The following is a 26,304-nucleotide window of genomic DNA, read 5'->3' as shown; positions in this document are numbered from 1 at the left end:
GAGCGTCAACGCTGCCAGCGACAATAAACTTAAAATCCCCAAATCCAAGTGTTAAATTTGTCTCAAAATGGTTGTTCTGTATGGGTTGCTTCTTCAACAGAAGGACTGCTGACACCAACTGCTGTTGCTCTTGGCAAATTTGATGGTGTTCATCTTGGTCATCAAAGAGTAATTCAGCCAGTATTACAGTCAGTATGGGGTAAAAGTGGAGAAAATTCAACCCCCCTAGACCGCAAAAATCCGCGACCCTACTCAACCGTTGTTACTTTTGATCCCCATCCCCATGAGTTTTTTACGGGACTTCCCCGTGATTTGTTAACACCACTGGATGAAAAAGTGCAACAATTGCGATCGCTTGGGGTAGAACAATTGGTATTATTACCTTTTGATAGAGAATTGTCCGCTCTTTCCCCGGAGGAATTTGTGGATAAAATTCTGGTTCAACAACTCCAATGTCAACAAATTAGCGTTGGCCAAGATTTCTGTTTTGGCAAGAAGCGTATGGGTACAGCCCAGGATTTGCAAATACTCGCAGCTAAATACAATATACCCGTGAGCATAGTTCCTATAAAAACTGATACAGATAGCTTATCCACAGACGATACTCGTATCAGTACATCCTTAATTAGGGAAAGTTTAGAAGTAGGTGATATTCCTAAAGCAAATCGTCTCCTGGGAAGACCTTATACTCTTACGGGTGAAGTAGTAACAGGTCAAAAATTAGGTAGAACTATCGGCTTTCCTACAGCGAATATCCAACTACCAAAGGATAAATTTTTACCTCGTCATGGTGTTTATGCTGTGGAGGTGATCATTCATAATCAAACTCCAGATACAGACCCTATTCCGCAATTAGGGGTCATGAATATCGGGAACCGTCCCACAGTTAATGGTATAGATACTCGTGTAGAAGTACATTGTTTAAATTGGTCTGGTGATTTATACGGGAAAATTTTGGAGATACAGTTAGTAAGATTCTTGCGTCCTGAACAGAAATTTCCCTCATTGGAAGCACTGAAAAATCAAATTCAACTTGATTGTACAGCAGCTCAAGCAATTTTTAATTCTTAATGATGGATTACAAGTGTTACGTGAGAATACTGTAAAAAAGGCTAAATTATCAACTTAAAACTAAATTGGTGGTTAAAAACTGTGTCTATATTTCCTCTGATACAATATCAGTATATAGCTGTAGCCATCTACATTAGGACATAAACCATAATCACCAGACTTGATAGTAAAGACTACCCAGCACAAGTGGTGGAAGCAGCGTCCTAATTAACCTGGCTACAGCTATAATACAAAAAATTGACGCTTTAATACAAAATTTCGTATAATTTTTGTCTAGACATCAATTCGTCGGTTTAGTCTTGGTATCCTCACCCAACTCACATAAGCCATATTTTTGAACATGAACAGCAAAATCTTCTGGAAGCTTAGTATAGCCATGAATTTATCGCTATTTATGGTTTTTTGTAATTCTTCAAAGTTCCAATTAATACCTACAGCAATAGCGCAGACAAATAATTCCTCGGTTTTAGGATGTTGGATTACTGCATATAGGACTGGTCAGGCAGTTAATACAATAACAATGGAAATCTATGGTGACAATACATGGGAATTAGTAACGCGAATGAAGTTCCCACCAAAAGCTAAGAGAAAAGACTTTGAATTCAGTACATCAGGTAATTGGTATATTCAAGGACTTCAGTTAGTAACTCAAGAAAAAGATAGGGGAACGAAAAGTATTTTTGTACAACCCGCTCCTAATACACTTGAAGTAATTTCAGGGGGTGGTCTTGTCTTTAACAGATGCAATTAATTAAGCAGTTTTAGGTATAAAACCTCTCAAACCCTCATTTATTCATGTACTTTGTGCTTAATTTGTTATGTATCTCGTAACTCAATAGCAAATATTATAACCGATTTTCTAGAAATTTTGGGTTCATCTCTGGTTTCAATACTTGTCGGTTCAAGAAATGCGGGTTAGGTTGAGTAATAGTGAAACATGACATAATCAATGATTTTGTTGGGTTTCGTTCCTCAACCCAACCTACCATAGAAGTAGATTAGTGTTAAAAATAGTGATTGAGACGGTTCTGGATTCTAAAATCCTTTTTACACTTCATAATTCCTTCTACATTTCCCCCCAGGTACTACATGAGAGAAAAAGTTGACGCTTTAACACAAAATTTAGCTCGTACTATCGTTGGAAAACATGAATCTATCCGCTTAGTCATAGTAGCTTTACTTGGTGGTGGTCATGCTTTATTAGAAGATGTCCCTGGAGTCGGTAAAACCCTCTTGGCCAAGTCTCTAGCTCGTTCCGTAGATGGTAAGTTTCAACGGTTACAATGTACTCCTGACTTACTCCCGACGGATATCACTGGGACAAATATTTGGAATCCTAAAAGCGGTGAATTTACATTTCTCCCCGGTCCGATATTTGCTAATGTCCTACTAGCTGACGAAATCAACCGCGCTACACCCCGTACTCAGTCAGCTTTACTGGAAGTCATGGAAGAACATCAAGTCACAATTGATGGTGTTTCCCGTCCAGTTCCGCAGCCATTCTTTGTCATTGCTACCCAAAACCCCATTGAGTATCAAGGGACTTTTCCCCTCCCAGAAGCGCAAATGGACAGGTTTATGGTGTCTTTAAGTTTGGGATATCCTTCGGAATCTGAAGAAATGGAAATGCTACAAAATTTACAAGCAGGTTTAAAGGTTACTGATTTACAGCCCTGTATCAATTTAGAAGAAGTACAAGCATTACGTCAAGCTTGTTCCCAGGTTAAAGTAGCAACATCTTTACAACAATACATTTTAGAATTGGTGCGGACTACTAGACATGATGAAGAAATTACCCTGGGTGTTAGTCCCCGTGGTACGGTAGCGTTACAAAAAGCTACTCAAGCTTTGGCTTTTATCTTAGGTAGAGAATATGCTCTTCCCGATGATATCAAGTTTCTTGCTCCCCACGTTCTTTGTCATCGTTTGATTCCTAGAGGGGGACGAAATGCTAAAACTATAGTTGAACGGTTATTGCGCTCTGTGCCTATTCCTTAATATGTTGTAATATTATGGGAGGTATAACTTCCCATAGAGTATACCTATTCTGAAATTGGTGATGAGAAATGGTTATGGTAAATTTATTTAGGACTTATGTATAAAGTATTGATTATTGAAAAAGTACCCAGGACGCACTAAATTCCGTAAATACCGATAAATTAACCAAGCTAAAACTCCTAAACAGAGATTGAGCGCAATATCCCTGATTATAAACCAAAAAATCCCTGGCTCAAACCAAAGTTCCCACCGCAAAAGGCTAATTTTTCTATACAAAATCAAAAATCTAAATATAGAATTTCCACCCAATAAAAACATTAATAATACTAAACCTTTTTGCCAATTACGCACTGAGGATCTATGTCCACCAATTAACACTAAAGGACGTTTACGCTGTAATTTTCTCAGTAATTTTTCCCACCTCCAAAACATCCATAACAGCAAGGGAAATAAACCATAAGTAAGTAAGTATAAGGGCTGTGGAAACCTGCCAGCAATAGATAAAATATTAACTAAAGCATGAAAAAAGACAGAATTTAACCAAGCGGTAAAAATTAAATTCCGATCTCGATCGCACCTTGTTTTGGTAGCAATATATACCGCTAAAGCGTAACCCCAAGGAGCGGAAAACATCACATGAACTGGTGTACCAATAGTCCTTTCTAAAATTGAGGATGTACCATTAAATAGATAAATCCAGGTTTCTTCTGCTGCAAACCCTAACCCTACTGCTATAGTAAATAAAAAGACAGTAGTACCTCGCAAATAATACTGACGTTGTAAATAGCAAACGGGCAGAATAACTGCTACTAATTTACAACCTTCCTCAATTGGTGCTATTGCTAATATTTGCCGGAAGATTATACCAGAAAAATGACGCTGTATCTGTTGCCAGTTTAAAAGCCAGTTAGCAGTGTTTTCTAGAGCAAATTCCAGCCCAAGAGCCACAAAACCAGATACAGCACCGATAATGAACAATATGAGTAAATTTAACACAGGTGGGGCAGCAGGGGTTCTGCGGTAGTAAAACCACAAAAACAGCAAGGGGGGAATTACTGCCCATAGGACTAGTAATAAATTATCCACTCACCTGAGCAATTACAGTACGATGACGAGGACTATTGCTAGTAATAGTAGGAGCGTTAAAACCGGCCTTAATTAAAGCTTGTTCAATGTCCAAACTAAAATATTCATCTAAATAAGGTTCGGTGCTTTTGAGCAGCGTCAAAATATAAGGTGGCATTTTTTTGTAATTTTCTGCTTTGGGGTTCATATCCATAATTGCTAAGTGGCCACCTGGACTTAAGATACGTCTAGCTTCAGTAAAAATTATGTGAGTTGCTGATTGTGGTAATTCATGACACATCAGAAAAATGGAAACTAAATCAAAGGTAGCATCTGTAAACCCTGTAGATTCTGCTTGAGCGTGAACCCAGTTAATTTGAGTTTGATGTTCTTGACTACGATAATTAGCTACAGCTAAGAAGTAAGGAGATAAGTCTAAACCAGTAATTTTGGCTTGGGGATAAGCTGCTTGTAAGGCAAAGGTACTTAATCCTACAGCACATCCTAAGTCTAATATATTTTGTGGTTGGGAATCAATTTTTTCTTTGAGAATATTGTGGTAACTTTGGCGCAGTTTGGTGTCACCTTGAGAACCGGCTTCAGTCCAGATACTAGCATGAACGGTGCGAGCAGCTACTTCTAATTCAAAAGCTGCTGGCCAACCTAAATTTCCCTGTTCGTAGGCATGAAATGTCCGCAAATAGTATTCTGGGTAATTAATTTGAATTTGGGGATTTTCAACTTTTGATAAGTCTTTTACCCAGTCACGCTGTTGCAGTTTTTCTACTTCTTGGGTCCAGGGTACACCTATTTTTTCTGCCCGTTTAATCATCATTTGTCGGGCTTGGTGTTTGGCCAGGTTTGCTAGGGGTTTAATCGCTAAAATGCCATTAATGAAGCGAGAAGCTAAATCAGGGGTATTGTTGATGGTAGTTGTCATAAATCAATTTTGGTAAGTAGCCTTTACATACATTAAATCCTAAGAATTTGATCAAATTCAATACTTACTTGCAATATTATCAAAATTATCAAAGTATCTGATAAACTTAATAAACTTTTAATGGTCGTGATTGATAATTCTTGATTTTTAGGGATGATAATTATTAGTTCTCAGCTTTTGGGCGGCCAGATAGATTTTAGTCCATTCACTGAGAACTTGATTGGTTTTACATTGTAGTTTTTGGGCTATTTCTTCCATGGAATTACCAGCTTTACACAGCTTGAGAACTTGCTGGGCTAAAGGGGTTAATTGTTCTTCAAGTTGTTGCCATTCTGTTGCAGTTAACCCTAAATTATCTTGTTTTAAGGATGCAGAAAGCCAGTTATCTACTAATTCTGGTTGACGTTTAATCGCAAAAATTCGCACAGCATGATAACTAATTTTTTCTCGGAGACGATATACTTGTTTAATAGGTTTATTAAGTTGTTTGGCAATTTGTTCTTGAGATTTACCTTGCAGATATAACTGCAACCAATCTACAGCTAGTTGTCCAATATTTGCTAATAAATATTCTGCAAATTCTTCTTGAACTAATTGACGGTTAGCTTGTTGTTCTTCTAAATATTGAGTTTCTTCAAATTGTGCGATCGCTTGATGATCAATTAAACTAACAGGATGATCGTTATTTTCCGTTATAATCTCCGGGGAAACAAGTTTCACTAATTCGCCGGTAGGTAGTTGTGTTAAGCCTCCTCTCTGGATTCTTCTTAGGTAATTAACAAACCTGTACATTAATATTGGTTGATTGCGAACTGGACGTAAACAATATTCTTCAATACTAGCAAATAACAACATATCTCGCAATCTTTTATCTGTTGTTAATGCGCTAATTTGGCTCATTTGTTGTTGAATATAGGAATCACTTTGTAATAATTCCTGAAGCACTTCTTGAAGTACATCAACAACACTACGCTGACGATCTCTGCTTAGAGATATCCAAGACTGAATCTTATTTCTAATCGTAACTACGCTACCCAAACGATTAATAAGTTGACAATAAGCCTTTTCTCTGCTCATTCCTAAATAGCGTTTGTGCAAAATTCGCCACCGATATTCTATTGCTTGTTTAGCAATTTCTAATTCTTTGGGGCTAAGTAAATTAAACCGCTGCAAATCTATTCCTAACAGCCAGGAAATAATACTTTCTCTATTAGCCTGACTTTGTTCTGGACAGTCTGTAGCCAGTCGTTGTTGCCAATATTGAGCTATATTTGCCCCATTTTGTGTCATAGCAATATTGCTCTCCTCGAAATTAGATTTGGCGATTTAGTGGCAATTAATAACTCCTAATTTATTATGTATCAGATTTCTAAGGTGATTGACCGCAGATAAACGCAGATAAGAATAGATGATTTAATAGACATTGTCGGTAAAGGATGTAGAGAGGTTCTTCTGTTAGGGATTTTCGGCTCTACAATCTTTACCGCTGGATGTTTATTAGAGGATGTTTTAAAAGCGAATATAATTCGCTACTACCCAAGCCAAGTTCACTTGGGCAGACTAATGAAAAATCAAGAATTTCCCACCTGCGTAGGCAATTTTTATCTGTGTAGCCATGATTGACTATAGCCAATTTCAGTATTAATTCAGACTACTGCATTCATCCTCTTACCCCTTACTCATTCATAGAGTATTAAATTAACCTCTGTTAGAGCCAGCAATAATGGGATTTTCTACGGAGTCTCTATACTGTTGTACTTCTGCTGTATAAGCGATTGGTAATACAGCCTCTACGTTTTCATGGGGACGGGGAATAATCACCCAAGATTCCAAAGTACCACCATAAACTTTTTCTACAGCATCTACACCGGCAGCCATAGCGGCTTTCACTTCAGAAACATCACCACGAATGTTAACTGTAAACCGGGCGCTACCAACTCTGATATAACCAACTAGGGTAACTCGTCCTGCTTTTACCATTGCGTCTGCTGCTGCGAGGACAGCGGGAAAACCCTTAGTTTCTAATGATCCAACGGCCTGTAATGACATTTCTCATCTCCTGTTTTGAATATAAAGTTATAGATGGCTACAAATTACTTGTATGAAGGAAGACTTCAATTTTTGATAGCGCATTTACTTAGAAAATACGGAAAGGTTCGGATTTCGATGTGAAGTGAATGGGTAAGACCGTTTCTACGTTTTCCGGGGGGTTGGGAATAATGTAGTGGGTAATAACCTGACCACCATAGATTTCTTCACCCGCAGTAATACCTGCGGCCACGGCTGTTTCGACTTCGGCAACGTGTCCCCTGACAGCAACTATCAAGCGACCACCTTCGGCGATACCATAGTACACAATGGTGACACCCGCTGCTTTAACCATGGCATCTGCTGATGCTAAAACCGAGGGAAAACCTAATGTTTCAATTACGCCAACTGCCATTGGCATGGGCTGAATCTCCTACGTTAGGGATAATTGATTCTTATTTTACGAGGATTGTGTACCGATTTTTATTTTTGTGGAAATTTTCTTTTTTAATTAATTACTGGGTATTGCTGCAAGTGGTACGCGCTGATGTAAACTGGGTTTTATGTTTCCAAGTTTTCTCCCCCCCGCAGTTGGGCAACTCACACAAACTACATCTATCGCTTTGGCCCAAAATATCCAACGTCAGGCGATCGCTGTTCCCTGTATAAATGCAACTATTGATACTACTTATGTCCATCAAGGTCAGGGTGGTACACCGATTTTATTAATTCATGGTTTTGATAGTTCTGTCCTTGAATATCGGCAAATTTTGCCTTTACTAGCTGAAAATAATCAAGTTTGGGCAGTGGATTTGTTAGGGTTTGGCTTTACGGATAGATTACCGGTAATTACTTATAGTCCTGAATCAATTAAAACTCATCTTTTCTCCTTCTGGCAAACTTTAATTAATCGGCCTGTGATTTTGGTGGGTGCTTCTATGGGTGGTGCGACGGCTATAGATTTTACCCTCACTTATCCAGAAGCAGTAAAACAACTGGTATTAATTGATAGTGCTGGTTTGAAAGCTAATTCCCCATTAAGTAAGTATATATTTCCTCCTTTGGATTATTGGGCTACGGAATTTTTACGAAATCCGAAGGTACGCGATCGCATTTGTAGAACTGCTTATAAAAATCCTAGTCTAATCTCTGCGGATACTTTATGTTGTGGAGCTTTACATCTACAAATGCCGAATTGGACTCAGGCTTTAATTGCTTTTACGAAAAGTGGCGGTTATGGTGCTTTTAAATTTCCACAACTGGCCAAAATTGCACAACCAACCTTAATTTTATGGGGTGATAGTGATAAAATTTTAGGAACTGGGGACGCTAATAAATTCACTAAAGCCATTCCTCAAAGTCAGCTAATTTGGATTAAAAATTGTGGTCATATTCCCCATTTAGAACAACCAGAAATTGTCAGCCAACTTATGTTAGAATTTCGGAAATAATCTGATTAACAAGATCCCAGATTTCTTCAAGAAGTCCGGGATATGACTCCTAATTTTAATCATATAACCAGGTATTTTTAGAAAAATCCTCACTATCTTGATTTGGTTTTTCTTGAAGTCTTTCTATGGATCTATGGGATTTTTTGTATTGAATGGATTTAGAAATTTGACTAGTTTGTTGACTAGGTTGTTTAAAAACTTTGATTTCTTCTAACAACTGAGAATTAGAATCTGCTAATTGTAATGCTGTTTGTTTCGTTTCATAAAGTTCTTCTGTTAAGCGTTCTGTTAATTCTTTCTTTTCAGAAATTACCATTTGTAAAGCACTAATTTTCTCAATGAGAGTAGATTCTTTTTGTTTTAATATATCCACGGTTTTTTGCAATTCTTTTATAATTGCTTCCAGTTCCGACTGAGTTTTAATTGTGGTAATGGGAGTTTCAGGGGTTTGTATTTGTGGTTCTAATACTGGTTCAGCAATAATTTCAATTATTGGTTCACCTTGAAGGGGTATAAATTTCTTGCTTTCTTCCTGTGTTAAATTAGAGATATTTTTTTTAGCCATGAGATTATGAACTCCAATTATATTGTTATTATTCAAGTATAAACCTGGAAGTGACAAAAAACATAGATACCCAACTTCTTCCATAAATACGATATGAATTGATCTGGATTTATCTGACACAGAGTCGTTCCAGCTTAAAATCTTGATGACTGTGAGTATCAGCAACGTTAAATATCAAACTGTCTTCACTTCCAAGTTTTCTGAAGTGATTTCTAAAGTTGATAAAACTTCTTCCTCAAATAATTCTAAATCAAACCAAAAAGTAGTACCAATACCCACCTCGCTGACTAAATTAACCTGACTGTGATGTCTGTCAATAATATTTCTGACAATTGATAAACCTAAACCTGTTCCTTCCAGGGTATGAACCCTATTTTCCACGCGAAAGAAGCGGTCAAAAATCGCTTGTTGATCTTCTGGTGCTATCCCAATTCCTGTATCACCGATTTCAATTCTCACTTTACCAGGTTGATGATGAGAATTAGAATTATCATCTAGTTGATAAGCTCTGATAACTACCTTACCACCTGCGGGAGTAAATTTGAGAGCATTACCAATTAAATTACCAAAAACTTGCAATAATAAATCGTAATTTCCTAAAACTAAAGGTAAATTAGGAGTTAATTCCTGGAATAATTCCACACCTTTATCTTTAGCATTAAGTTGATAGGTACGCAATGTTTGTTCTAGTGCTTGTGGTAAATCTACCTTATCAAAATTATAAGTCCGTCCAGATTCAAGTTTTGATAAATCCAAAACGTCATTAACCAAACGGGTAAGTCTGTCAGTTTCATTATTAACTGTTTGCAAAAATTCCTGTCGTTCTTCAATTCCTAAATCTTCACCATAATCATGTAAGGTTTCAATATAGGTTTTGATATTAAATAATGGTGTTCGTAATTCGTGGGAAATATTGCTAATAAATTGGCTTTTGGCTTCATTTAATTCTACTTCACGGGTAATATCCTGGACAGTAATAGCGATACCTTTAATACTTTCCCGTTGTAGGTTCAAAACAGTTGTTAAAAGAATGCGAACTGTGCGTTGAGTTGGTTGGTTAAGTGGGATACGAAATTCAGCACTTTCACATTCACCAGCGGCCATTTCATATAAAGTCCGGGATATTTCCATTTGCACACTTTGGGGTAAATGGCGTAAAATATTATTACCAACAACATCCATATTTTCCCAATTAAAAATGCGTCTGGCTGTGGGATTAACTAATATCACCTGCATATTATTATCAATCAACACTGCACCATCAGCAATGGTAGAAACTAAGGTTTCTAACTTAGCTTTTTCTGCGGTTAATTCTTCAATATTTTGTTCTTCATAGCGTTCTAAACGTTCGGCCATTTCATTAAAACTAAGAATTAGTTCACCTAATTCACCTCCTAATGGTATATTTATACGTTGTTTAAAATTACCAGCAGCAATTTGTTTGACACCTACGAGTAATTCCTTGATAGGTTTAGTAATAGTTAAAGCATTAATTACCCCCGCTAAAATTACCATTACCCAAATCGTGATAAAAACCGCCAGGGTAACATCACGGGTGAAATTAGTGGATATGACGGCTGTTTGGTTGGGATTAATACCCACTGCTAATACACCTAAGTATTTTTTATTGACTATCAAGGGAACAAATACATCTGTAACTATCCCGTCAGGAGTATTATGTTGTCTAACCAGAGGCTGATATTCATCACCAGGATAATCTTCTGGTAATTGTATCCGGCGCTTAATACTCAGGGAATCTTCTACCTCTGGCTCCCAAAAAGGAATACCAAAGAAGATTTCTCCAGTTTCGTCAGCGTAAAGCAGATAGCGGACGCTGGTGGTGGTGCTATAAAAGCGTTGAGAAAATTGGGCTACCTCAGTCAAGTTATGATCAGCAATTAGGGGGGCGACATTAGCTGCTAACAATAACCCTAAATCACGGCCAAAGCGGGTATCATTAAAACGTGCATCTTGTTGAATTGTGTTCACAGCCCAGAAAGTTAAACCACTCATGACCAGGGAAACCGTTAAGGTAGCGACGGCCAGAAGTTTAGTCTGAAGGGTGAACTCTGACCACCAATTAGCGATCGCTTTTGATACACCTGAAGCAAATTCATCTCGGAAATTTCTGAAAAGAGCCAGCATTTTAAAATTCACTTGTTAGTAGTTCCTTGTTTTCTATCCCAAAAACTCAAAATCAAGGGTTAATTTCCTGAAATTTCTAGGAATTGAGGCTGGGGACAGAATAATACTTTTTCCTTTACCTCTTCTTTCTTTATTTAACTATGTTTTTAGCCTGATCATGAAAACTTTGATCTTTAGCTTCATTAAATACCTAAATCCCCGATTTCTATCAAAGGTCAGGGATCTAATCTATATCACTTTTTCACTTCTTTACTAAAATATAAGCATTTGTATATTCAGGTAATTTATGAATGTACTGCTGAAAATCTTTTTCACTCGCAAAAGTTCCCGCTAAAAAATCAAGTTGATAAAGGTTGGGTAAAAATGCTCCACCTGTATCCGCAATTACGCCCATTTTTAACCGTTTTTTCCCATTCTGATTATCTTCAATCACAATTATTCTCCCTAAACCAATATTCAGCACATCTCCAGCAAATGTTACTCCTGGTTTAATGGATATTTTGGCATCTATTTTATATCCATAGCCTTTAATTGCATCAACTTCTTTAAAATACCAGTACCGCTTTTGTGAAGTTGCTTTTACTCCCCGAATATAAGACATTCCATTATTCTTATCTACATTTAAAAATTCTTTAGTTCCATCAGTAAAATTAACTAATACTGTTCCCTGCATTAGTGCTGCTTCTAAACCGTTTCTGGTTAAATAAGCAATAGGTTTAACTTTACCAAATTCTTTACCTCCTGGTTCATAAATACCTGATAAAACATCTTGTTTTGTATATTTGGTGTAAAATTTATCCTGGCTTAATTCTTCTTTCAAAGCATAAATTGGTGTATTATATTTAGAGGTTTTTTCTCGAGAACCAGGATGGATAAAAGCCGCATATTTTGTGATTCTCAATTGTTTCTGTTGAGGATTTTCTGGGTTATGTGCTGACCATTTAATCACGCGAAAATTGGTGTTAATAAAACTTGGATCTTGTAACCTAGTTGTTCGTTTGTTAGCAATATCTTCTTCTAAAACTGTGATCATGAAATCTAATGTTTTCAGAATATCTTTAACTGTAACTCCCTGAGTTATTAATATTCCCGTTCTTTGAAGATCTGGATCTTCTGAAGCATATTTTTGAAAATATTCTCTGGTATTTGTGAGTACGGATAATAAATCAGTCTGATTAAAATTTATTTGATTATTTGGTAGTTTTCCTGTTGTTAATACCTGATGAGAATTGATACTATATTGATATTGTTTCCATTCATTGATCACTGAATACAATATAGATTTATGAGATGGTTTTTGAGTCAATAAATTATTAGATAATCCTACAATTGGATAATCTACTATTGGGGACAATGATAAATTTTCTGTAGTCTGTTGTTTTTGAATTGGCTGTTTATTCATGAAACCAACTACCAATAAACTGGTAATAAATGCTGTAATTTTGAATTTTTGATTGAATAAGATCCGCATAATTTATCAAGATAAACAATGATTACCCTCTATTCTAACATTATTCACTGTTATGGGTTAAGTATTCTCAACCGTCGTAATAATCTCATCAGTGGTGGTTCGGGTTTGAGTTTAAAGGCCAGAATTTGAGTCTGTTGTAACCTTCTAAAGTTATTATCGCTGATCAGAATTAGGGATTGTTCTCCGCTGGGTAATTTTGCTCCCAAGGTTAATCCTTCAATATTATCTAATGATACATCCAAGTTCCGTAGATCTAATAATAGTTTTTTCTCTACTGGTTTAATTTCAGAGGTGTCAACTTTTGCAATGCTGTCGAAATTACGAATATCCGTAGCGTTGTTTAAGGAAATCTGAAATAGAAAAATTGTAAATCCGAAACCTGTAAAACTTCTTTCTATACTGATAAAATGACCTTGATTATCAAGTGCTAATAAATCTGATAAACCACTAGCAAATTTACCAGTAGGATTAAAGAAAGGTTTGACGGGTTGCGTCTGGTAGAGAAATTCCCGTTCTGGCTGCTTGGTTAAGAGGTTATATTCTAAAATCCGACAAGAAGTACCAATACCGCTTTTAGCTTCCTTACCATCTTGAATTAAAGCGTTTTCAGTGGCTGTAAACAGAAATTTTTCATCAGGTGTTATGGTAAGACTTTCAAAACCTAAGTTACTGCGGATACCTTTTTTCTTTTGTCTATCTGGTAAAAATTTATCCGGTATGGGTAGGGTACTAATTGTTTGTCCAGAAGCCAGGGAAAATTCATCAATAAAGGGATTTACTTGATTGTATATATCAGCTTCAGATGAGACAAATATAGTATCTTTACTGGTGAATGCAATTCCTTCTGTATCACTGGTATTCAGTGAGAATCTTTGATTATTTGTATCTAATAAGTTTGTTACATTTACGGGAGTAACGCCATTATCCGTTAATTTACCTTGGCTGAGGTCAATTTTAAATGTATAAAAACGAGGAGGTGCTTTTCTCCCTGTATCATCGGAAATAACATAGTATAAATTATTTTTAGCATCGTAAGTAATTCCCGATAGACCACCAACTTCAGTTTTTTGGAAAGATAAGCCTGTGGGTAGGGTGGCTTCGCCAATAAATTCTACACTACTGATGATTAAAGAGGGAGAGGGTAAATGACTAAAGAAAGAACCGATAAGAATAATCACAAAGAAAAGTTTCTGGGGCTTGGGGAGACGTATCATAAACATAAAATAATAGAGGTAAGATTTTTTACAGGGTGATTACCACATTACCACACTCACCTGGAAAAAAAACTAACTAGCCAATCTTTAACTGTACGGGTGGCGCGACAGTCATCTTCATTGTACTCTTGAATAATTGATAATAATGCGCGATCGCCTGTTTCTAACCACTGATCATACCAATAAATACATTTAGCCCCATTAGCTTCCTGTTCACGCCATTCAAAACCTAGCCAACGAGCGATACTTTTTAATGCGTAACTATCTATTGGTAAGGCTACGCTTTGAGTTAATTGTTCATATACATCAATAAACCGATTGAGGACGGGACGGATTTCGCTATAGGGTGTATGGTAAAGTTTCCCAAGACGTTGAACCGTATCCACTTCATAAGCACAAAAATGATAAATAGGTGCTTGCGGGTATTGACTGACTAAAGCTAAAAATTGCTGCCAAATTAATTGTTCTTGATCTGGTGTTTCAGCCAAAAAGGAGTAAAATTGTTCAGTATTGGCAATTCTATCCACAACTAAAACACCTAAAAGATAATTTAAATTTAAGTCTGGCTGGGCTTCAATATCAAAATAAAGTTCAATGGGGGCTACAAAAGTCAGATATTCTGGAGAACAAGGATCAGGAAGGGTTAAAGGTTGTTTAGTTAACACAGATTGGGCTTGAATAACTAATTTACCAGCTATATTACTATCAAACCCTGTTAGGTTTTCTAAGGTGCTGGGTTGGGTACAAGCAAGTGCTTCTAAGCTGGTAATATCCAGATTTTGCAGTTGTGTGTAGCGAATAGGTGTTACACCTGGCAATAAAGAAAGGTGTTGTTGAGCTTGAGCGATTCCATAACAGTGATTATACCAATGACAAAGGTTACATTTTTGCCGGGAAATAAAAACTTCCGGCGGATTTACTGAATCAATTACTTGAGTGTATTCATCGAGAATATCCAGCATTTGTGGTATCCATTTATCTAAATCCACCAAATGTGTTTTGTCTTTATTTCGCAATATCAGCCCTGCTTTTTCCAAAATTATATCCTGAACCGTGGCTAAAACTTGGGCATGAAAAGCAATCACTACTTGATATTCCTGTTTAGGACGTTTACCCAATTCAATATTCACCGGCACATAGTTCCAGTTTCCAAAGCGCGACTTTCCCGGCTGTTTGACAAGTAAATCCGGGCGACTAAGTAAGCTATATTTTTCCTTATAAGTAGTTAATAGTACACCATGATGAATATAACTTACACCTCGCTGCATTAATTCTATAGTAGCTGCTGCTCCTGCTTGCCAATTTCCTGAAGGATAATCAGGCTCATAGTAACTTAATTTTGTGACTATTCGCTGATGATTCAGGTTTTTGTCTTGTTGTAACTTTAATACCAACTCATTGCGAATATCTCGCTGATGATAATCACCGTGAGTGTCTAAAAAAGAACGTCGCTGACAGCGTTGAAATTGTAGTAAAAGTTGAGCATTAATTAACATCCTTTTAAATTAACAATAATTTAGAGGATATGGAAGTACCTGTAACCGCAAAATTAATTATATTTTTCATAATTCAAGGGAGTGGCTAACGGATAAACTGGAGAATTGATCAATATGTAACAATATGTAAATTTATGATCTATCCTCTGATAAATTATGGTATCATGAAAAATCTATGCGGGTGTAATTCAGTGGTAGAATGTCATCTTCCCATGGTGAACGTCGTGGGTTCGAGTCCCATCGCCCGCTTTTAATAATTACAGAGGATTTGATCAGATGGCGTTGCTGATTTGAGGTATGAAAATGATTTTTGATGATTTCAAAACCCTTGTAGAGACTTTCCTCCTGTAGGGATTCTCGGCTCTACACCTAAATTCATACCTGGTTTCAGCAACGCCCTTATAGTGTTAAAACATCCTCTTATAGCCATTCCCATTCAAGTGAGGTATAAGTAGTAATAATTGAACGCAGATGGACGCAAATAAACGCAGATAATTTTGTACTTCATTAGACTGGGAAACGCTATATTTCTCTGATTTCATTGTTGCTATTTTTCTATATTTTCGATTATAAGATGTAATACCAAGCTTAAAAGCTGACTGAATAGGCTTTGCATGATTTATTAGTATTTATTTACTACTGAAGAGTTAGAATTTAGTATTACCAATTAGTGGCAGCAAGTGGGTAGAATATGATAACAGTATTATAAGGTAGGTATAGCCAGCACGTGAAGATATTTGTATATCACACCCCCGAATTGACCCCCATTGATACAGTACCAGAATGCGCGATCGCTGTTGACGTTCTGCGGGCAACTAGTACAATGGCCACAGTTTTAGCCGCTGGAGGTGAAGCTGTGCAGGTTTTCAGCGACTTAAATCAACTTATGACGGTGAGTGAAGCATGGCCTCCAGAAAAACGATTAAGAGCCGGAGAACGGGGTGGTGCTAAAGTGGCTGGTTTTGACTTAGGTAACTCACCCTTGGATTGTACAGCAGATTTAGTCGCAGGACGACGGTTATTTATTAGTACCACCAATGGTACAAGGGCTTTACAAAGAATAGAAAAAGCTCCCATTGTTCTTGCAGCAGCTTTGATTAATCGGGCGGCGGTGGTGAAGTTTCTCTTAGAAAAGCAACCGGAAACAGTGTGGATTGTTGGTTCTGGTTGGGAGGGTAGTTACTCTTTAGAGGATACAGTATGTGCTGGTGCGATCGCTCATAGTATTTGGCAAAAAACTAATTCTTCTCTGGAGGAAATCAGTGGTAATGATGAATTGATTAGTGCAATCTCTCTTTATTCTCAATGGCAAAATGACTTATTAGGACTACTAAATCAAGCTAGTCATGGTCAACGATTATTGCGTTTACAATGTTTAGAAGACATGAAATATTGTTCTCAAACTGACATTTTAGATGTTTTGCCAATTCAGCAAGAACCAGGTGTTTTAAAAAGTTGGAATAAGTAACCCAAAAATTCTTCTTTCTAGAGGATTAATTGATCTGAATTGGGATTGACAAGATTTGAGAATGTCCCGGATTTGATTTAATTATCTATATTTTTTCATGCTGATCATCCTGAAATCCTGCATATCCTGATTCAGACATTTTTATCTATGATATTACTGAATAGTTGACAGCGGTACACCCAACCAACCGACAAAGTTCTCCATTTCCCTAGAAGAGGGATTTTCCACAGATTTAAGTTGATATTTACCGGGAATTGCTGCTGCTAGGGTGATAGAATAAGTTCGCAATTCATCTTGATGGAAAACAGTAACTTGGATCAAATCATTGGCTTGATAATCCTTCAATCTTTCATTTAACTGATTTCCTACCTTAATTCCATCAATAGCTAATAATTCATCTCCGGCATCAATTCCTGCTTTTTGTGCCGGTGAATCTGCTTCTACAAATTTAATTATTTCTCGACCATTTTCGCTATTTATCCTCACACCTAAATAAGGTTCTTCGTTCTTTTCTTCTACTAATTGTAAACCAAAATGTGGCAAATATTGATTAAATGGTAAATCTTCGAGTCCATGAAGATAACGTTTAAAGAAATCTCCTAAATCCATACCTGCTACAGATTCAATTACCTCCTCTAATTGTTCAGGAGTATAACCAATTTCTGCCTTGCCAAATTGCTGCCACATTTGCCGCATGACATCATCTAAAGAACGTTTATTTCCATGATGAACGCGAATTAATAAATCTAACAAAAGTGATACCATTTCCCCTTTTAAATAATAGGAGATTTGGGAATTACCACTATTAGCATCTGGACGATAAAGTTTAATCCAAGCGTCAAAACTTGACTCAGATAAAGGTTGTACTTTGCGTCCGGGAGTCATCAAATATCTGGTAATTTCCTTACTCAAATAATTCAAATATGCCTGGGTATTATAAATACCTGCCCGTAAAGGAATGATTAAATCATAATAACTGGTTGTTCCCTCACAAAACCATAAAGATGGTGTATAGTTTTCCTGATCATAGGCGATTATTTCTAAACCTTGGGGACGAATTCTTTTCACATTCCATAAATGAAAAAATTCATGGGCAACTAATTGTAAAAACGGCTCATATTTATCTGGGGTCTGAAATCCAAATCTTTGATAAATTAAAGAACAAGAGTTTTTATGTTCTAAACCACCAAAAGCTTGTTGAAATAAATGCAGTAAAAACACATATCTATCATAAGGTAAACCATCAAACATTTGTGCTTCTACTTCAATGATTTTTTGGAAATCATTAATCATTTTTTGTGGTTGAAAATTACCTTTTCCCCAAATTGCTAACTCATGGGGTTTATTCAAAACCTCAAATTTATGTAATTGATGACAACCAATTTCAAAAGGACTATCAACTAAAGTATCAAAATCTGCGGCTAAAAAAGTATTTTTTGTCTCCGAAACGGTTGGTAAAGCAGTGGTTATTTGCCATTGGGGGTGAGGAGGAATCACAGTTATTTTTAAGGGTAAATTCTGCCAATTAGGGATTCTAAAAAACAGTGCTGCACCATTAAAATAACCGTGAGTGGCATCTAAATGATTTGTTCTTACTGATAGTTCATTAGCAAAAATACGATAAGATATAGTTACCTGGGAAATATCACCTTTTTCTACTTGCCAATGATTTTTACTAACTTTTCGCCAGGGTAAATGTTCAGTATTCGCAAAAGCGGTAAAGTCTTGTAAATTTCTGGCATATTCGCGCACTAAATATGATCCAGGTGTCCACACTGGCATTTTTAAATCAAGAATTTCTGAAGGATAATTAATAATGTCTAATGTCACTTCAAACAGATGGATTTCTGGTTGAGACATTGCCACTAAATAATGAATTTGGGGAGATATTTCTGCAATTTGAGTATTTAAATGTGGTGCGGTTGATTTAGTCATCTTGTTTCAGGTAAAATTGTTAATATACACCAAAAGATTTTCGACTCTGTTTCCTATTCTCTATTTGTTGGTGGGAGTAATTCATGAATTACCCGACTGTTTTCTATAAGTCCTGTAATTCATGATCACACATCTAAATTACAGAAAATGAATATTATTTCCCTTGACGAGGTTTGAGAGAAAATAACATCTCCATTTCAGTCTTTGATTTACTAGGGCTATTCACAGTCACCCCAACGCCACGCATAGAAGTTAAGATCGCAGTAGTATCTGAAGTTAGGGGTTGACTTTGGGGGGCTAAACGCTTAATTATATCCGTGGTTTTGTCCATATCTAAATAGAAATAACCACCATTGGGTTTTTGCAAAGAACCTGTAACCTTTTTAAAGGTATCAGTCTGATCAAGTGCTGTACCTTGACGATTTGCTAGGGTTTCTGCAATCGGTCCGCCAAGGGCTAGAAATACAGTATCATTATCTAACCAACCATGGGAGACAAGAGCGCCTTGTTGGGGAATTTGCCATTCTGTAATGTTCTTACCACCAATATTTTTTTGGGCAATATTGAAAGATTGTTGTTTAGCAAGATTATCAAGTTTAGTGAAGGTAGCTTCAGCAGTTTTGCGATCGCTTGTATCTAAAACTAATGCACCCCCAAAACCGACATTAGCTAATAAACCTTGATTAGATTTTACAGCACCTAAGCCAAATTCTCCATTCATCCACCCAAAAATATCTTTATCTAAATCAATTTGTGTGGTTTTCAGTTGTGTCCGAGCTTGCTGAATTACTTGATTTAATTCAGGATAATCTTGAGATTGTTGCACAAAAGTTTGCCAACTTTTACTAATACCTTTTCCACTAACTAAAGCAAAGGTTTCACTGGGAAATTGTTCTACAATTTTTGTCGAAGTAGTTTGATATTCAAATTTATTCATTTGAGAATCTAAATTCACAGTTGTTTTTAATCTCAGTCCCGCATCATCTACTCCCATACCTGCTACTAATGATTTTACTTGCTTAATTTGTGCTAGAGCCTGGGGAGGTAATTGTTGAGACTGGGAATTTAATTTTTGTATCATGTTGGCATAATCGGGGACATAAATTTGAGCCAGACTATTTTTAACATCCACACCTTTACTGAGAAGATCGGATGCACCTTCTTTGTTTGCAAAGGAAGGTTCACCTTTATAGGTATCAATAGCTTTTTCTACAGTTTGTTTATTTGCTGTTAACAGCAAGTGGTCATTATTCAAAACGGTTGTATATTGTGGTTGACCTTGACCTTTGGTTTCGATAATTTTTTCACCTTTATAGTCTGATTCCTTAGCTGTGATGTTTTGTGCTACTTTTAACTTATTAGCAAATTTTAGCGCAGCTATTTTGTCCTTGATACCTACTACTAATAAAATATTTGGTGCAGAGGGTGAGCCTAAGTAGTTTGTTGTTTTTTGGGGGGGTGGTGTCTTTTTTTCATCTGGTGGTAGTACTGCAATCATTACACCACCAACCCAAGGTTTGATATCTGCTTCGTAGGAGATATTACTATCATTCAATATTTGTTGGTTAAAACCCTGTAACCCTTTTGTTACTAACTTCTGTGCTTCAGGTGTACCAAATTGGTCCAACTTGTGCCACGATTCAGGATTAGTGTCAATATAAGTTGCCATTAACGCGGTTTGGGGTACTAATTTAGCATTACCTAAAGGGCTAGAGCTATCTGTATTACCCTTTAGATATATATAAGCTGCTATACCACCTGCTAAGATGACAGCAGTACCAATTACAGGAATTAAAAACGATGATTTCTTGTCAGACATTAGTGAACTATCCTAATTTTATTGAAATTTGTGACAGATGATAGGAAATACTAATCATCCACAACAGATGGAAAACAAGTAGATTTTGGGATTTTCCTCAGTTTACTTAATGCCAGCAGATATGGTATATTGAGTATAAAAGAGTTAAATACACCCCGATCATAAACACAGTTTACAATCAAGTGGTAGAAAAACTTTAACTCATGGGTTTTCCAGCTTTAACCATTTTTTATGACTAAATTTCCGTTAATTTAACCGTATTTACCGATAAAATCGGGAATTTATGCTCACCAATAAATTGGAATTAGCTTTAAATAATACTCCTCTATGGTTAGAATTGAATCCGCAAATGATATCTTATTGCTTTAGAAACAACTCACATTCCTCTAGACGGTTCAGGACTATAAGGCTAGTAATAATCAATGTCGCAGTTTCATTTTGATATCGAAAAAACCGGACATAAACGGTTTGAGTTACCAGGAGCAAAACCACACTATAACCCTGACCGACCCGGACAGGTAGAACATATTTTTTTGGATCTGAGTTTGGATATCCCCAACCAAAGATGCTATGGAACTTGTAGTATTCGCTTATTACCGATTCGTAATGGTATTGATAGGTTAACTTTAGATGCTGTCAATCTCCAGATTAAATCGGTACAAGTGGATGAAGTTGAGCAAAATTTTGAATATGATGGGGAAAAACTCTGTATTTACCTATCACAACCCACGAAGATCGGTTCTCGTCTGATAATTGCGATTAATTACTGTGCTGAAAAACCCCAGCGGGGAATTTACTTTATTCAACCAGACAAACACTACCCCGACAAACCCACCCAAGTCTGGACTCAAGGAGAAGACGAAGACTCTCGCTACTGGTTTCCTTGTTTCGACTACCCAGGACAGTTATCAACTTCGGAAATTCGCGTTTGTGTTCCTAAACCCTTGGTTGCTATCTCCAACGGGGAACTAATTGACACAGTAGAAGAAGGAAAATATAACAGCTACCATTGGTCACAACAACAAGTTCATCCTACTTACTTAATGACTTTGGCCGTTGGTGACTTTGCGGAAATTCGGGATGAGTGGCATCATAAACCAGTTACCTATTACGTCGAAAAGGGACGAGTTGCAGACGCTCGACGCAGCATGGGTAAAACTCCCCAAATGATTGAGTTTTTAAGCGAAAAGTATGGTTATCCTTACCCTTTCCCCAAATATGCTCAAGTTTGTGTAGATGACTTTATTTTTGGAGGAATGGAAAATACTTCCACCACTCTATTAACTGACAGATGCTTACTAGACGAACGAGCCATATTAGACAACCGTAATACTGAAAGTTTAGTCGTCCACGAACTCGCACACCAATGGTTTGGAGATTTGGTAGTCATTAAACATTGGTCCCACGCTTGGATTAAGGAAGGTATGGCTTCTTATTCTGAGGTAATGTGGACAGAACAGGAATATGGTCCCCAAGAAGCCGCATATTACCGTTTATCGGAAGCGCGAAGTTATTTTAATGAAGATAGCAGTCGCTACCGTAGACCAATGGTAACTCATGTTTACCGAGAAGCGATCGAACTTTATGACCGCCATATTTATGAAAAAGGATCTTGTGTTTATCACATGATGCGGGCAGAATTGGGAGATGAGCTATTTTGGCCAGCTATCCAAACTTTTGTCCAGGACAATGCTCACCGCACGGTGGAAACTATAGATTTATTAAGAGCCATTGAAAAAGCCACTGGACGGAATTTGGCTTTCCTTTTTGATCAATATGTCTTTCGCGGTGGTCATCCTGACTTTAAACTAGCTTATTCTTGGGATAGTGATGCAAATTTGGCGAAGGTGACAGTCACCCAAACCCAAGCTAAAGCCGAAAGTAAGGATTTATTTAATCTCAAAATTCCCATTGGTTTTGGATACAAGGAAAATCCACAGCTAACAACTTTTACCGTGCGGGTACATGACAAAGAACAAAGTTTTTACTTTCCTTTAACAGAAAAACCCGATTTTATTAGTTTTGATGTGGGGAATAATTACTTAAAAACCGTTACTTTAGAATACCCAATTTCTGAATTGAAAGCCCAGTTAGAATTTGATCCCCACCCCATTTCTCGCATTTATGCAGCAGAAGCTTTAGCGAAAAAAGGCGGGTTGGAAGCAACTCAAGCTCTATCCTCTGCTTTGAAAAATGATCCATTCTGGGGTGTGCGTGTTGAAGCTGCTAAACAATTAGCAGAAATTCAATTAGATCAAGCCTTTGATGGTTTGGTAGTTGGGTTAAATGATCCTAGTCCTTTTGTGCGTCGAGCCGTGATTAGTGCTTTATCACAAATTAAAACTCATAATAGCTATAAGGCTGTAAAGGGTTTTGTCCAGGATGGGGATGAAAGCTATTATGTAGAAGCTGCCGCTTGTAGAACTGTTGGGGCTATAGCAGCAGCGCATTTAGAAGATAAACCCCATGAAGATAAAGTAATTAAACTGCTAAAATCTGTATTAGAGGAAAGATCAGGTTGGAATGAAGTAGTTCGTAGTGGAGCTATAGCTGGTTTAGCTGAATTTAAAGCCTCGGAAGCAGCTTTAAATTTAATACTGGAATACACAAAAATAGGTGTACCACAACCCTTACGGCTGTCCGCAATTCGCGCTGTCGGGAAAATTTCCACTGGCCAAACTCCTGCTAACATAGAAAGGATTTTAGATCGATTATCGGAAATTGCCAGGGAAACATTCTTTTTAACTCAGGTAGCAGTTTTGACAGCCTTGGGACAAATGGAAACCCCAAAAGCGATCGCCATTTTGCAATCTTTAGCGAATCAAACCGCAGATGGGCGCGTCCGTCGCTACGCTGAAGAAGAAATAGCCAAAGTGCAAAAGAATATTGGCACAGACAAAACCCTGAAGCAATTACGTGAGGAACTAGATCAAATCAAACAGCAAAATCAGGAATTGAAAAGCCGTTTGGAAAATCTAGAAGCCAAATCAAAGTAAATAAGCTGTTACCCAGCTAAATTCTACAATCCTGACGTGGCTAAATCTTGTGGTGCGGGCATCCTGCCCGCTATAATTATCGTTAGGTAGTTATTACTTTAAGTGGTGTAACTTTCTTTTTCTCAATCAGGATCACGAAAATGGCAAGGAATCAACTAAAATTAAACTTGACTCCTTGAGATTCCTAAATATATTACTTTATCTATGAATCAATCTAACTTTCAACGTGCCAATACTCTAAAATCTGCTTATAATGCTTGCACTTTAGAACCACTAGAACCTGCGGAAATTTCAAAATACTATGTTGATTTATCAGCAGTACGTAAATCTTCAGCCGTTGAGGGTGTAAGCACAATTTTAGACTTTCAAGAATCTGGAGATTATACCACTATTTTATTTACTGGACATCGAGGTTCAGGCAAAAGTACAGAATTAAAAAAGATTCAAAGTCAATGGGAACAAAACTATCATGTAATTTATTTAGAAGTAAATGAAGAAACAGATATTAATGATGCTAACTATACAGATTTATATTTAATTGTCATTAAACAAGTTGAATTTACTTTGCGAAAATTAGGGTTAAAGTTTGATCAAAAATTATTAAATAGTTTTGAGAATTGGTTTAAGGAAATTACCGAAGAAAATGAAGAAAGTGTAGAAAAATCAGTCAGTGTAGAAGCAGAAGCCAGTTTAGAAGGTGGTACGCCATTTATTGCGAAATTAATGGTCAAGTTATTGGCACAAATCAAAGGTTCTAATAAACAAAAAACGACAATTCGCCAAACTTTAGAAAAAGATATTTCTCGACTCAAGGCAGATATCAACCTATTGTTAGATGACGCTTCTAATAAATTAAGAAAAAAATATCCAAACTATAAGGGATTATTAATTATTTTTGATAACTTAGATCGTGTTCCCCCGACGGTTGCAAACCATTTGTTTTTTGATTACGCAACCCAACTACAAGAACTGCATTGTACAATTATTTATACAGTTCCTATTTCTGTTTTGTGTTCGCCAAAAAATCCCCTAGCATTGTTTAATGGTAATCCTCACACTGTGTCAATGGTGAATATATACCAATTTGATCGGAATGTGCGTGATTTAAACTATAATCAAATTAGATTAGATGCCATAGCAAGTTTAATTGAAAAACGAGTAGATGTTGATGCTGTGTTTAATTCCCGTCAGGAATTGCTAGAATTAGCTAAAGCCAGTGGTGGTCATGTGCGTCAACTAATGCAAATGATGAGGTCAGCTTGTCTCACAGCAAGCACGAAGAAGCATCCTAAAATTTTAGCAGAAGATGTGATTTATGCTATAAAACAACAACAATTTAGTTTTGAAAGGTTTATTCCTGAAGAACATTATCAATTGTTAGCGCAAGTTTATCTGAATAAAGATGTCAGTAAAGATGATAATGGACAGTTAATGCTGTTTAATACTTCTGTTTTAGAATACAATGGCGATAACCGATGGAATTATCCTAACCCAGTGGTGATGCAAAATGAATTATTCCGAAAAGCACTGGCAGAAATTACAACATGATTTTAACGCCGAATTGGGGCAATTTATCGCTCTAAATCAAGATATTTTGGCGGAATTATTGACATTTATAGATTTTTCGGAAAAGTTTACTTTGGGATTTATTGAGATTAATTTCCCTCCTCATGGAGAGTTATTAATTGAGGCATTAAAAACAAATTCCCAATGTGAGGAAATTCAATTTGTAATTCTCAAATTTGCTGATCCTAATTTGCGCTTTTTACGTGATGCTATTATTCAGGAATTAGCAAAAATTGAGAAAGAAGCAAATAAAAAGTTAGTATTAATTATTCAAGGTTTAGAAAAATCTATTGGTGTGTTTGGTGAATATCCACCCCTTTTACAAGATTTGAATTTTGTCAGGGACGCTTATAAAAAAACCGTTCCTTATCCTATATTATTTATTTTACCAGATTACGCTATTAACCGTTTAGCTAAATTTGCCCCTGATTTTTGGGCTTGGCGTTCTGGTGTATTTAGATTTAAAACTTTAGAAAAAACTAGAGAAAATGCGATTACTCAAACTTTAGAATCTAATATAGAAATTGATAGAGTAGAACCACAGGAAAAGCAAGAAAGAATTGAGATTTTACAAAGTTTATTGATGGAATATAAGCCTACCTGTGAGCAAATAAATGATGGTAATTTACGCAGGTATAGCAATATTTTATTAGAATTGGGAACAGCTTATATTAGTCAACATCAACCGAAAACAGCGAGGGAATATTTAGCAGAAGCTTTACAAATTGCGGAAAAATTAGCAAAGGAGGCTTTGCAAAATGCGGAAAAATTAGCAGCTGTTAATTTTAAACGTCAGGTTTTAAATAAAATTGGTGATACTTATAGTGAGGAAAGGCAGTTTGAAAGAGCGATTGATTATTATCAACAGGGTTTAGATATTGCGCGGAAATTAAAGAACCGTAATGGTGAAAGTTATGCTTTGTTTAAATTAGGTAATGCTTATTTCGATTTACGGCAATTTTTAGAAGCTAGGAAATATTATCAACAGTGTTTAGCAATTGATCAAGAGTTAAATGATCATCGTAAACAAGCCGGAACTTACCACCAGTTGGGATATGTAGCCCAAGAAATGCGGG

The 26,304-nt window shown here is 36.6% G+C and carries 20 protein-coding genes and 1 tRNA gene; 9 read left to right on the top strand and 12 right to left on the bottom strand.

Features of this window, described 5'->3' with window-relative positions:
* The first annotated feature begins 48 nt into the window (after positions 1-48).
* The 3 genes from ACIR131C_RS0108700 (at position 49) to ACIR131C_RS0108690 (ending at position 3,069) form a co-directional block, all read left to right on the top strand.
* On the top strand, positions 49-1,071 hold the full coding sequence (locus tag ACIR131C_RS0108700) for a bifunctional riboflavin kinase/FAD synthetase (RefSeq protein WP_028089873.1): 1,023 nt from the start codon (positions 49-51) through the stop codon (positions 1,069-1,071).
* Positions 1,072-1,447: 376 nt separating this feature from the next.
* Positions 1,448-1,822: a hypothetical protein gene (locus ACIR131C_RS0108695; RefSeq protein WP_035371717.1), complete on the top strand. Its 375-nt coding sequence runs from the start codon at positions 1,448-1,450 to the stop codon at positions 1,820-1,822.
* 338 nt (positions 1,823-2,160) lie between these two features.
* A complete protein-coding gene (locus tag ACIR131C_RS0108690) occupies positions 2,161-3,069 on the top strand; it encodes an AAA family ATPase (protein ID WP_028089871.1) in 909 nt (302 codons plus the stop codon).
* A gap of 87 nt (positions 3,070-3,156) precedes the next feature.
* Here ACIR131C_RS0108690 and ACIR131C_RS0108685 read toward each other — a convergent pair whose 3' ends face one another.
* The 5 genes from ACIR131C_RS0108685 to ACIR131C_RS0108665 all read right to left on the bottom strand — a co-directional run bounded on the left by ACIR131C_RS0108685 (position 3,157) and on the right by ACIR131C_RS0108665 (position 7,523).
* The gene (locus ACIR131C_RS0108685; protein ID WP_028089870.1) at positions 3,157-4,155 is read right to left on the bottom strand and encodes a PrsW family intramembrane metalloprotease; all 999 of its coding nucleotides are present in this window, start codon (positions 4,153-4,155) and stop codon (positions 3,157-3,159) included.
* Positions 4,148-5,074, bottom strand: coding sequence for a class I SAM-dependent methyltransferase (locus tag ACIR131C_RS0108680; RefSeq protein WP_028089869.1), 927 nt, complete (start codon positions 5,072-5,074; stop codon positions 4,148-4,150). The genes ACIR131C_RS0108685 and ACIR131C_RS0108680 overlap by 8 nt, the downstream gene beginning before the upstream one ends.
* 147 nt (positions 5,075-5,221) lie before the next feature.
* Entirely contained in the window at positions 5,222-6,364 is a 1,143-nt protein-coding gene (locus ACIR131C_RS0108675; protein ID WP_051347518.1) for a HetZ-related protein 2, read from the bottom strand.
* Between the two features lie 408 nt (positions 6,365-6,772).
* Entirely contained in the window at positions 6,773-7,123 is a 351-nt protein-coding gene (locus tag ACIR131C_RS0108670; protein ID WP_028083078.1) for a carbon dioxide-concentrating mechanism protein CcmK, read from the bottom strand.
* Positions 7,124-7,211: 88 nt separating this feature from the next.
* Positions 7,212-7,523 carry a carbon dioxide-concentrating mechanism protein CcmK gene (locus ACIR131C_RS0108665; RefSeq protein ID WP_028083077.1) on the bottom strand — a complete coding sequence of 104 codons (312 nt, stop codon included), beginning with the start codon at positions 7,521-7,523 and terminating at the stop codon, positions 7,212-7,214.
* Positions 7,524-7,665: 142 nt separating this feature from the next.
* On the opposite strand from ACIR131C_RS0108665, the gene ACIR131C_RS0108660 reads away from it, so the two are divergent.
* Positions 7,666-8,553, top strand: coding sequence for an alpha/beta fold hydrolase (locus ACIR131C_RS0108660; protein ID WP_028089867.1), 888 nt, complete (start codon positions 7,666-7,668; stop codon positions 8,551-8,553).
* Positions 8,554-8,608: 55 nt separating this feature from the next.
* Here the strand turns inward: ACIR131C_RS0108660 and ACIR131C_RS0108655 are convergent, their stop codons facing one another.
* The 5 genes from ACIR131C_RS0108655 to ACIR131C_RS0108635 all read right to left on the bottom strand — a co-directional run bounded on the left by ACIR131C_RS0108655 (position 8,609) and on the right by ACIR131C_RS0108635 (position 15,444).
* A complete protein-coding gene (locus tag ACIR131C_RS0108655; RefSeq protein ID WP_028089866.1) occupies positions 8,609-9,118 on the bottom strand; it encodes a hypothetical protein in 510 nt (169 codons plus the stop codon).
* A gap of 174 nt (positions 9,119-9,292) precedes the next feature.
* On the bottom strand, positions 9,293-11,263 hold the full coding sequence (nblS, locus tag ACIR131C_RS0108650) for a two-component system sensor histidine kinase NblS (protein ID WP_028089865.1): 1,971 nt from the start codon (positions 11,261-11,263) through the stop codon (positions 9,293-9,295).
* Positions 11,264-11,504: 241 nt separating this feature from the next.
* The gene (locus tag ACIR131C_RS0108645; RefSeq protein WP_028089864.1) at positions 11,505-12,734 is read right to left on the bottom strand and encodes a hypothetical protein; all 1,230 of its coding nucleotides are present in this window, start codon (positions 12,732-12,734) and stop codon (positions 11,505-11,507) included.
* Between the two features lie 50 nt (positions 12,735-12,784).
* Complete coding sequence (locus ACIR131C_RS0108640; protein WP_417033489.1) at positions 12,785-13,948, bottom strand: esterase-like activity of phytase family protein; 1,164 nt, start codon at positions 13,946-13,948, stop codon at positions 12,785-12,787.
* A 56-nt stretch (positions 13,949-14,004) separates the two neighbouring features.
* Positions 14,005-15,444: a TM0106 family RecB-like putative nuclease gene (locus tag ACIR131C_RS0108635; RefSeq protein WP_028089862.1), complete on the bottom strand. Its 1,440-nt coding sequence runs from the start codon at positions 15,442-15,444 to the stop codon at positions 14,005-14,007.
* 177 nt (positions 15,445-15,621) lie between these two features.
* Here ACIR131C_RS0108635 and ACIR131C_RS0108630 point away from each other — a divergent pair.
* A tRNA-Gly gene (locus ACIR131C_RS0108630) sits at positions 15,622-15,693 on the top strand.
* Between the two features lie 478 nt (positions 15,694-16,171).
* Complete coding sequence (locus tag ACIR131C_RS0108625) at positions 16,172-16,912, top strand: 2-phosphosulfolactate phosphatase family protein (protein ID WP_028089861.1); 741 nt, start codon at positions 16,172-16,174, stop codon at positions 16,910-16,912.
* Positions 16,913-17,065: 153 nt separating this feature from the next.
* On the opposite strand, the gene ACIR131C_RS0108620 is transcribed toward ACIR131C_RS0108625, so the two are convergent.
* Both ACIR131C_RS0108620 and ACIR131C_RS0108615 read right to left on the bottom strand, forming a co-directional pair.
* Complete coding sequence (locus tag ACIR131C_RS0108620) at positions 17,066-18,847, bottom strand: M61 family metallopeptidase (protein ID WP_028089860.1); 1,782 nt, start codon at positions 18,845-18,847, stop codon at positions 17,066-17,068.
* A 154-nt stretch (positions 18,848-19,001) separates the two neighbouring features.
* A complete protein-coding gene (locus tag ACIR131C_RS0108615) occupies positions 19,002-20,666 on the bottom strand; it encodes a DUF3352 domain-containing protein (protein ID WP_028089859.1) in 1,665 nt (554 codons plus the stop codon).
* Between the two features lie 422 nt (positions 20,667-21,088).
* On the opposite strand from ACIR131C_RS0108615, the gene ACIR131C_RS0108610 reads away from it, so the two are divergent.
* The 3 genes from ACIR131C_RS0108610 to ACIR131C_RS24410 form a co-directional block, all read left to right on the top strand.
* On the top strand, positions 21,089-23,662 hold the full coding sequence (locus ACIR131C_RS0108610) for a M1 family metallopeptidase (protein ID WP_028089858.1): 2,574 nt from the start codon (positions 21,089-21,091) through the stop codon (positions 23,660-23,662).
* A gap of 204 nt (positions 23,663-23,866) precedes the next feature.
* Positions 23,867-25,210, top strand: coding sequence for a P-loop NTPase fold protein (locus tag ACIR131C_RS0108605; protein WP_028089857.1), 1,344 nt, complete (start codon positions 23,867-23,869; stop codon positions 25,208-25,210).
* Positions 25,170-26,304 (top strand): tetratricopeptide repeat protein (locus ACIR131C_RS24410; RefSeq protein ID WP_035371715.1); only part of this gene is annotated, 1,135 nt, incomplete at its 3' end. The genes ACIR131C_RS0108605 and ACIR131C_RS24410, both read left to right, overlap by 41 nt.

It is taken from the genome of Dolichospermum circinale AWQC131C, assembly GCF_000426905.1.
GTDB classification, from domain to species: domain Bacteria; phylum Cyanobacteriota; class Cyanobacteriia; order Cyanobacteriales; family Nostocaceae; genus Dolichospermum; species Dolichospermum circinale.
Note: the sequence above shows the minus strand (reverse complement) of the source record. Positions and strands in the feature narration are given on the sequence as shown.

Bases quoted from the DNA above. Each gene is read 5' to 3' on its own strand.
- ACIR131C_RS0108695 (WP_035371717.1), top strand. From the start codon at position 1,448: ATGAATTTATCGCTATTTATGGTTTTTTGTAATTCTTCAAAGTTCCAA.
- ACIR131C_RS0108690 (WP_028089871.1), top strand. From the start codon at position 2,161: ATGAGAGAAAAAGTTGACGCTTTAACACAAAATTTAGCTCGTACTATC.
- ACIR131C_RS0108680 (WP_028089869.1), bottom strand. From the start codon at position 5,074: ATGACAACTACCATCAACAATACCCCTGATTTAGCTTCTCGCTTCATT.
- ACIR131C_RS0108675 (WP_051347518.1), bottom strand. From the start codon at position 6,364: ATGACACAAAATGGGGCAAATATAGCTCAATATTGGCAACAACGACTG.
- ACIR131C_RS0108670 (WP_028083078.1), bottom strand. From the start codon at position 7,123: ATGTCATTACAGGCCGTTGGATCATTAGAAACTAAGGGTTTTCCCGCT.
- ACIR131C_RS0108665 (WP_028083077.1), bottom strand. From the start codon at position 7,523: ATGCCAATGGCAGTTGGCGTAATTGAAACATTAGGTTTTCCCTCGGTT.
- ACIR131C_RS0108660 (WP_028089867.1), top strand. From the start codon at position 7,666: ATGTTTCCAAGTTTTCTCCCCCCCGCAGTTGGGCAACTCACACAAACT.
- ACIR131C_RS0108655 (WP_028089866.1), bottom strand. From the start codon at position 9,118: ATGGCTAAAAAAAATATCTCTAATTTAACACAGGAAGAAAGCAAGAAA.
- nblS (WP_028089865.1), bottom strand. From the start codon at position 11,263: ATGCTGGCTCTTTTCAGAAATTTCCGAGATGAATTTGCTTCAGGTGTA.
- ACIR131C_RS0108645 (WP_028089864.1), bottom strand. From the start codon at position 12,734: ATGCGGATCTTATTCAATCAAAAATTCAAAATTACAGCATTTATTACC.
- ACIR131C_RS0108640 (WP_417033489.1), bottom strand. From the start codon at position 13,948: ATGATACGTCTCCCCAAGCCCCAGAAACTTTTCTTTGTGATTATTCTT.
- ACIR131C_RS0108635 (WP_028089862.1), bottom strand. From the start codon at position 15,444: ATGTTAATTAATGCTCAACTTTTACTACAATTTCAACGCTGTCAGCGA.
- ACIR131C_RS0108620 (WP_028089860.1), bottom strand. From the start codon at position 18,847: ATGACTAAATCAACCGCACCACATTTAAATACTCAAATTGCAGAAATA.
- ACIR131C_RS0108615 (WP_028089859.1), bottom strand. From the start codon at position 20,666: ATGTCTGACAAGAAATCATCGTTTTTAATTCCTGTAATTGGTACTGCT.
- ACIR131C_RS0108610 (WP_028089858.1), top strand. From the start codon at position 21,089: ATGTCGCAGTTTCATTTTGATATCGAAAAAACCGGACATAAACGGTTT.
- ACIR131C_RS0108605 (WP_028089857.1), top strand. From the start codon at position 23,867: ATGAATCAATCTAACTTTCAACGTGCCAATACTCTAAAATCTGCTTAT.